The sequence below is a fragment of the Nonomuraea ceibae genome (genome assembly GCF_019396325.1).
In the GTDB taxonomy this organism is placed as follows: Bacteria; Actinomycetota; Actinomycetes; order Streptosporangiales; family Streptosporangiaceae; genus Nonomuraea; species Nonomuraea ceibae.
Genome location: NZ_JAHKRO010000036.1, coordinates 69,606 through 76,706 on the forward strand (window position 1 = coordinate 69,606; position 7,101 = coordinate 76,706).

At 74.5% G+C, this 7,101-nt stretch carries 6 protein-coding genes; 3 read left to right on the forward strand and 3 right to left on the reverse strand.

The window, feature by feature from the left end; all coding sequences use genetic code 11:
• Window positions 1-7: 7 nt before the first annotated feature.
• Window positions 8-184 carry a hypothetical protein gene (locus KME80_RS22815; protein WP_219508141.1) on the reverse strand — a complete coding sequence of 59 codons (177 nt, stop codon included), beginning with the start codon at window positions 182-184 and terminating at the stop codon, window positions 8-10.
• 99 nt (window positions 185-283) lie between these two features.
• Here KME80_RS22815 and KME80_RS22820 point away from each other — a divergent pair, with 99 nt between their 5' ends.
• Window positions 284-739: a MarR family winged helix-turn-helix transcriptional regulator gene (locus KME80_RS22820; RefSeq protein ID WP_219508143.1), complete on the forward strand. Its 456-nt coding sequence runs from the start codon at window positions 284-286 to the stop codon at window positions 737-739.
• A gap of 26 nt (window positions 740-765) precedes the next feature.
• The gene (locus KME80_RS22825; RefSeq protein WP_219508144.1) at window positions 766-2,004 is read left to right on the forward strand and encodes a phosphotransferase; all 1,239 of its coding nucleotides are present in this window, start codon (window positions 766-768) and stop codon (window positions 2,002-2,004) included.
• A gap of 25 nt (window positions 2,005-2,029) precedes the next feature.
• On the opposite strand, the gene KME80_RS22830 is transcribed toward KME80_RS22825, so the two are convergent.
• Together KME80_RS22830 and ligA are read right to left on the reverse strand one after the other, a co-directional pair.
• Window positions 2,030-2,800: a hypothetical protein gene (locus KME80_RS22830; RefSeq protein WP_219508145.1), complete on the reverse strand. Its 771-nt coding sequence runs from the start codon at window positions 2,798-2,800 to the stop codon at window positions 2,030-2,032.
• A gap of 79 nt (window positions 2,801-2,879) precedes the next feature.
• Window positions 2,880-5,018 carry an NAD-dependent DNA ligase LigA gene (gene ligA, locus KME80_RS22835; protein WP_219508146.1) on the reverse strand — a complete coding sequence of 713 codons (2,139 nt, stop codon included), beginning with the start codon at window positions 5,016-5,018 and terminating at the stop codon, window positions 2,880-2,882.
• Between the two features lie 329 nt (window positions 5,019-5,347).
• On the opposite strand from ligA, the gene KME80_RS22840 reads away from it, so the two are divergent.
• Window positions 5,348-7,101 (forward strand): beta-ketoacyl synthase N-terminal-like domain-containing protein (locus KME80_RS22840; protein ID WP_219508147.1); only part of this gene is annotated, 1,754 nt, incomplete at its 3' end.

Below are 7,101 nucleotides of genomic sequence, written 5' to 3' on the forward strand. Positions count from 1 at the left end.
CCGCCGGTCAGGAGAAGTGCATGACGATGGCCAGCCCGACGACGTGCATCGCCACGACCACCACGAGCAGCGCGACGAACACGAACTTGGCCGGCCCGTGCTCGAAGTGCTTGCCCTCCTTCAGAGGGGGCAGCTTGGCCTGCCGCTCGGCGATGCGCTCCTCCAGCGGCTTGCGGTGAAACATGCGTCCCTCCATGGGTCGCCCAAGGTTCGCGTGGCAATTCTTGGTACGCTAATACTTTGTACACAAACTACTTTACCCGAGGCCTCCGGAGGCCCGCACATGGACACCACGGGAGAGGCGGCGGACCTGCTCGCGCTGGACCGGCAGGTCTGCTTCGCCCTCAGCATCGCCTCACGCAGCGTGATCGGCCTCTACCGGCCGCTGCTGCAGCCCATGGGGCTGACCCACCCGCAGTACCTGGCCATGCTCGCCCTCTGGCAGCACGAGCCCCTGTCCGTCAAGGAGCTGGGGGAGCTGCTCCAGCTCGACCCCGGCACCATGTCCCCGCTGCTCAAACGGCTCCAGGCGCTCGGCTACATCCACCGCGAGCGCAACAGCAAGGACGAGCGCGCCCTCGTCGTCACCCTCACCCCCGCCGGGCGGCAGCTCCGGGCGGAGGCGGAGAAGATCCCGCCCGCCATCGTCGCCCGGCTCGGCATGAGCCTCGACGAGCTCCAGAACCTGCACCAGGCCCTCACACGGGTCATCGCCGCCGCGCACCGAGACCCCGCCTGACCCTCCTCCCGGGTAGGTTCGCGGGCATGGAAGATCGTCCCGACGACCTCAGCGACCGCGACCTGCTGACCGCCCTGGAGGCGTGGGGGCTCGGCCCCGTGACGCTCGACTACGCGCCGGTCGGGTTCGGCGACTACCACTGGATCGCCACCGGCACCGCCGGCCGCTGGTTCGTCACCGCCGTGGACCTCGCCGCCAAGCCGCCGACCGGCCTCACCGACCTGCGCCGCGCCATGGACACCGCCGCCGCCCTGCACGCCACGCTCCGGCCGTCCGCCGCCGTGGTCGCACCCCTCCCGTCCCGCGACGGCTCGACGACCGTACGGACCGGGCCGCGCCACGCCGTCACCGTCTTCCCGTACGTGGACGGGGTCGCGGGGCGCTTCGGCGAGCGGCTGCCCCAGGTGCGGCGGGACGCCCTCATCGACCTGCTCGCCACCCTCCACCGCGCTCCCGCCCCCGCCTCCACCCCCACGGCCCCCCTCACCCTGCCCCGCCGCGACCGCCTGGAGGCAGCCCTGACCGAAGCGCTGGCGAACGCCGACGCCGGGCAGGAACCAACCCCCCAGACCAGAGCCACCGCCCCCGAAACCGCACGCACAACCGGAGGCACGGACGAAGGGGCGAACGCGGGCACAGACCGGAACGCGGGCACAGACCGGAGCGTGGGGACCGGAGCGGACGCAGGGACCGGCACGCGCGGCGCCACCGGCACGGGAAGCGCGGCCGGATCCGGGGCCGGGGTGGGCGCTGGCACCCGGGGCGCCGCGGATCCCGAGGCCGGGGTGGCCGTTGGGGGAGTGGCTGGGGCAGGGGGTGGTTGGCGGGGTGGGCCGTATTCGGAGCCGGCGCGGGCGCTCGTGGCCGCGCGGGCGGACGGGCTGCGGCGGGCGCTCGAGCGCTTCGACCGGCTGGCCCGGGAGGTGCGGGGGCCGTTCGTCGTCACGCACGGGGAGCCGCACCCCGGCAACCTGCTCTGGCGGGACGGGCGGCCGGCGCTGGTCGACTGGGACACGGTCGGCCTGGCCCCGCCCGAGCGGGACCTGTGGCTGGCCGCCCCGGAGGAACGCGACCTGGCCCGCTACGAGGCCGCCACCGGCAGGCGCCCGGACCCGTCGGCCCTGGCCCTCTACCGGCTGCGCTGGGACCTCGACGACGTGTGCGACTTCCTCGACCGGTTCCGGGCCCCGCACGGCCGCACCCCCGACACGGAGGTGGCGTGGCGCGGCCTGGAGGACGCCCTGGAACGCTTCTCCCGCCTCTGACCGCACCCGCCACGCCCGCCAGGGGCTATTCCTTGCCCGTGTAGACCTGGCTCGCGGGCGGCGCCTTGATCGTCTGGCGGTGGCCCCAGCCCTCGTACACCGTCCGGGTGCTGACCTCGTCGCCCGGCGAGGTCGAGTTGCCGCCGAACCCGTGGGCCGTCGCCAGGTAGGTCGTCCTCAGCTGCCTGGGCAGCCGGTCGGCCCCCACGGTGAGCGTGTAGCGGATGACCTCGTCGTCCTGCTCGCCCACCAGGACCGACCGCGCCCACGGGGACGCCTTCGCCAGCTGCTCGAACGTGATGCTGCCCGTGTAGGTCCGGCCTGACCGCTTGGCGCCCTTGATCAGCGCCTTGAGCGCCTCCGGCTCGGCGGCGTTGACCGGCTGGGTGTAGAAGGCGGTCAGCCCGGCGGGCAGCGGCCGGTGGGTCTTGGTCCAGGTCTTGCCCTTGGGCAGCCCCTCGCCCAACAGCTTGTTGCGGACGTAGGAGACCTTCCCGACGGTGATGACGCGTTCGTCGTCGAGGAAGGTGTGCACCCGTTCCTTCTCGGTGTGCTTGACCGAGATGTCCGAGGCGGCGAACCCGGACTTGCCGTACTGGAAGGCGCCGCGACGGGTCAGCAGCTCGCTCTTGCCGGCGAGCTCGACGTAGGAGGCGACCTCGGTGAACCTCACTCCTTTGCCCGCCCCCGAACGGCTCTTGAGCGCGGCGACCGGGTCGGCGGGCGCGGCGCCGGCGGCCTGGGCGGGCGTGGCGAGGAACGCGCCCGCCAGGAGCGCGGCGACGACCAGCTTCATCTCTGGGGAAATCCTTCCGACGGCGGTATCGCCGGTCGATTGTGCCGGAGAATGATCACGACGGCGTATCGCCGGGCGGTCAGAGGAAGGCCGCGACGAGCGAGGCGAACTCGTCCGGCGTGATGATCTCCACGCCCAGCGACTCGGCCTTGGCCCGCTTGGAACCGGCCTTCTCGCCCGCCACCAGCAGGCTCGTCCTGGCCGAGACGCTGGACGACGACCTGCCGCCGGCCCGTTCGATCAGCTCGTTCATCTCGTTGCGGGACAGGTCCTCCAGCTTGCCCGTCATGGAACCGGTGACCACGACGGACTTGCCCGACAACGGCAGCGCCGCGACGAGCGCCTCCCCGGCGGCACCGGCCTCTCCAGAAGCGGCCTGACCTGGCGCGGCCTGCCCCGGCGAGGACTGCCCCGGCGGGGTCTGGCCGGGCGCGGGCGGGGTGACGCCGGGCTCGGTCATGTTGACCCCGGCCGCGATCAGCTTGTCGATGAGCGGCCGCAGATCGGCCAGCTCCGCCACCAGCAGGGCCGCCTTCTTCTCCGCCATGCCCTCGACCGCCTGGATCGCCTCCACGTCGGCGGCCAGGATGGCCTCCATCGTGCCGAAGTGCCGGGCGATCCGGCGCGACATCGCCCGGCCCGTGCCGCGTACGCCCAGAGCGCAGAACACCCGGCTCAACGGCCGCGTCTTGGCCTGCTCGATCGCCGCCAGCAGCTTGGCGGTGCTGGTCTCGCCCATCCGGTCCAGCGCCAGGACCTGCTCGTGGGTGAGCGTGAACAGGTCGGCGAAGTCGGTGACGAGCCCGGCCTCGATCATCTGGACGATCCGGCTCTCGGCCAGCGTCTCGATGTCGAGCTGGTCGCGGCCGGCGGCGTAGAGCACGGACGTGGTGATCTTGCAGGCCCGGCCGCGGACGCAGCGCCACCGCTCCTGCGACTTGTCGATCTCCCCCTGGCAGTTGGGGCACACGTCGGGGATCGCGATCGGCTGCTCCTCGCCGGTGCGCAGGTGGACGACGGGCGCCTCCACGCGCGGGATCACGTCACCGGCCTTGTGCACCATGACCCGGTCGTACAGCATCAGGCCGCGCCGGGCGATGTCGGCCGGATTGTGCAGCGTGGCGTAGCGGACCTTGCTGCCGTCGAGCTCCACCTCCTCCAGCTCGGCGCGGGGCGCGATGATGCCGGTGCGGCCCACGTTCCACTCCACGCCGATCAGCTTGGTGATCTTCTCGGTGGCGGGCAGCTTGTAGGCGACGGCCCAGCGCGGCACCCGCGTGCCGAACCCTGCCTCCGCCTGGTCGGCCGCGCTGTCGGCCTTGATGACGATCCCGTCGATGCCGAACGGCAGCTCCGCCCGGACCGCCGCCAGCTCGCCGATGCGCCGCTGGATCTCCTCGACCGAGGTGGCGACGATCCCGGCGACCGGCGTCGACCCCGTCGTCGCCACGCCCAGCGCGGCGACCAGCTTCATGATCTCGCTGTGCGGCAGCTCGCGCAGTCGCGCCGCCAGCTCCGAGTCGTCGTCCGGCGGCAGCGCGCTGTAGCCGAAGAAGGTCAGCTCGCACACGTACGGCCGGTCCTTGGCGCGCAGCGTGCCCGCAGCCGCGCTGCGCGGATTGGCGAACGTGGTGCCGTCGTGCGCCTGCCGCTTGGCGCACGCCGCCTCGAACTGCTCGGCCGTCATCAGCACCTCGCCGCGGATCTCCACGGTCACCGGCTCGGCGAGCGTCAGCGGCAGGCCCACGACCGTGCCGATGCCGTGGGAGACGTCCTCGCCCTCGGTGCCGTTGCCGCGCGTCACGAGCTGGACGAGCCTGCCGTCGTGATAGCGCGCGGAGATCGCCAGCCCGTCGAGCTTCGGCTCCACGCTGAACGCCGTCACCGGCCTGCCCAGCCGCCGCTCCAGCCCCGCCACCCAGCGGAGCAGCGCCTCCGCCGAGAACACGTTGTCCAGGCTGAGCATCGGCACCGTGTGCGGCACGTCACCGGTCACCGCGCCGCCCGCCACCTTGCCCGTCGGCGAATGGGGCAGCACCTCGTCGGGGTGCGCGCTCTCGTACGCCTGGATGCCCCGGAACAGCCGGTCATAGGCGTCGTCGTCGAGCGGGGATTCGCCGTCGCCGTAATAGGCGGCGTTGGCGTCGACCGCGATCCGCACCGCCTCGGCGTAGGCGGCGTGATCGAGCAGCTCGGTGTGCGGGGGCGCTTCAGTCATGAACACATCGTGCCGCCTCCCACCGACAATTCTCACCCGCGAAACGGTGCTCGTCCGGCGCGCCTGAACAGCCCCGATCCGGCGAGATCCCGCCGCGTACCGGCCGGATCGCGGCGTGCGCGACGGGACGTGACCGTATCGGCCGGATGCGCGGTTCCGGCCCTCGGCCGGGTTGTGGTGATTGCGGGGCAGAGGTCCCTCCTGGCGCGCGAGCGCGGCCCGTGGCCACGGCATGGTGCTTTGACCTGGGGCACCGGTCGCCCTCACAGTGAATCCCCGTAGTTGGCTGATCACTCGGGGTGGGCGGATGCCCGCCGGTGGAGGCGGACGTGCTCGTGGGCGGAGTCGGTGGCCAGGCGGTGGCCGTAGTCGGGGCCGGCTGCCGGTTGCCGGGCGGGATCACGGACCCGGACGGGCTGTGGGCCGCCCTGGAGGCGGGGCGCGACCTGGGCGTGGGCGGCGTCGGCGGCCAGGGGGCGGCCGGGTTCGACGCGGGCTACTTCGGGACGCGGGCCGGGGAGGCCGCCGCGGCCGACCCCCGGCACCGGCTCCTGCTGGAGATGGCCGTCGAGGCGCTCGACGACGCCGGGCTCGACCCCGCCCGGCTGGCCGGCTCCGACACCGGCGTCTACACCGGCGGCGCGCCTCACGACCCGCTGACGCGCCTCTTCGGCCTGCGCGGGCCCGGCGCCTCCGTCGACCCCGGGCCCGCGTCGTCGCTCGCCGCGCTGGCCCGCGCCTGCGACGCGCTGGCGCGCGGCGACAGCCGGGTGGCGCTCGCCGGCGGCGCCACCTGCCCCGACGTGGGCGCCGAAGGCGGCGCGATGCTCGTGCTCAAACGGCTCGGCGACGCGCTGGCCGACCGCGACCGCATCCACGGCGTGATCGCCGCCTGGGGGCGGGTGCCCGAGGTGTACGAGCGCGCCCGGGTCGACCCGGACGACCTCGTGTACGTCGAAGCGCTCGGCGGTCCCGGCGACTGGCGGGACCTGGGGCACGGCCTCGGCGCCCGCCGTGAGGCCCCGCTGCCCGTCCAGGCCCAGCTCAGACCCTTGGAGACCGCCTCGGGCGTGGCCGCGGTCCTGAAGGCGCTCCTCGTCCTCCGCCACCGCCGCATCCCCGCCCCGCCCCCCGCCGACCCCCGCACCCCGCGCACCGGGTCGTCCGGCCTGTGCGCTGAGCCCTCCGGCCCTGGAACCGGACGGGCTGCCCTCCCGCCCGGGCCTGCCGCGTCCGCCGAGCCGGGGGTGGCAACCGCCTCCGGCCGGTGCGTCCCGTCCGCCGGGCTCCCCGATGCGCCGGTCTCGCCCGTCGGCGGGGAGCGTTCGCGCGGGGAGACACCCGAGTGCGTGGGCTGTTCGCGCGGGGAGGGGGCCGAGGGTGGGGCGGGGCTGGTGGCGTTGACGGGGGCGTTGCCGGCGGCGAAGGGGTTCGCGGGGGTGAACTGCGGCGACGCGCACGTCATCGTCGCGCCCGCGCCCGCCGACCTGGGCAGGCCCGTACGGCAGCGCGGCCCGCTCCCGGTGGTGGTGTCGGCGCGTTCGGAGGAGGCGCTGGCCGAGGCCGCGCGGCGCATGGCCGACCGGCTGGCGGAGGCGGCCCCGGAGGAGTTCTACGACCTGGCCTACACCGCGTGCGCCCGGCGGGGGCGGCACCCGTACCGGAAGGTGGTGCTGGCCGAAGGCCCTCGGGAGGCGGCCGAGGCGCTGGTGCGCGGCGGCAGGCGGGGGGCGGTGGACGGGCGGGTGGCGTTCGTGTACTGCGGCGACGGCGGGGAGTGGCCGGGCATGGGCGCCGATCTGCTCGCCGACCGGGCGTTCCGCAAGGCCGTGGGGCGGGTGGACGAGGCGCTGGCGCCGTACCCGGGAGGAGGGACGGTCGCCGGGCGGCTGGAGGCGGGGGAGCGCGGCGAGGGGCGGGCGCTGCTGTTCGCGGTCCAGGTGGGGGTGACGGAGATGCTGGCCGCGCGCGGCATCCGGGCGGTGGCGGCGGTCGGTCACGGCGTCGGCGAGCTCACCGCCGCCTGGGCGGCCGGCGACCTGCCGCTGGAGGAGGCGGCCCGGCGCGCCGCCGAGCCGCCGTC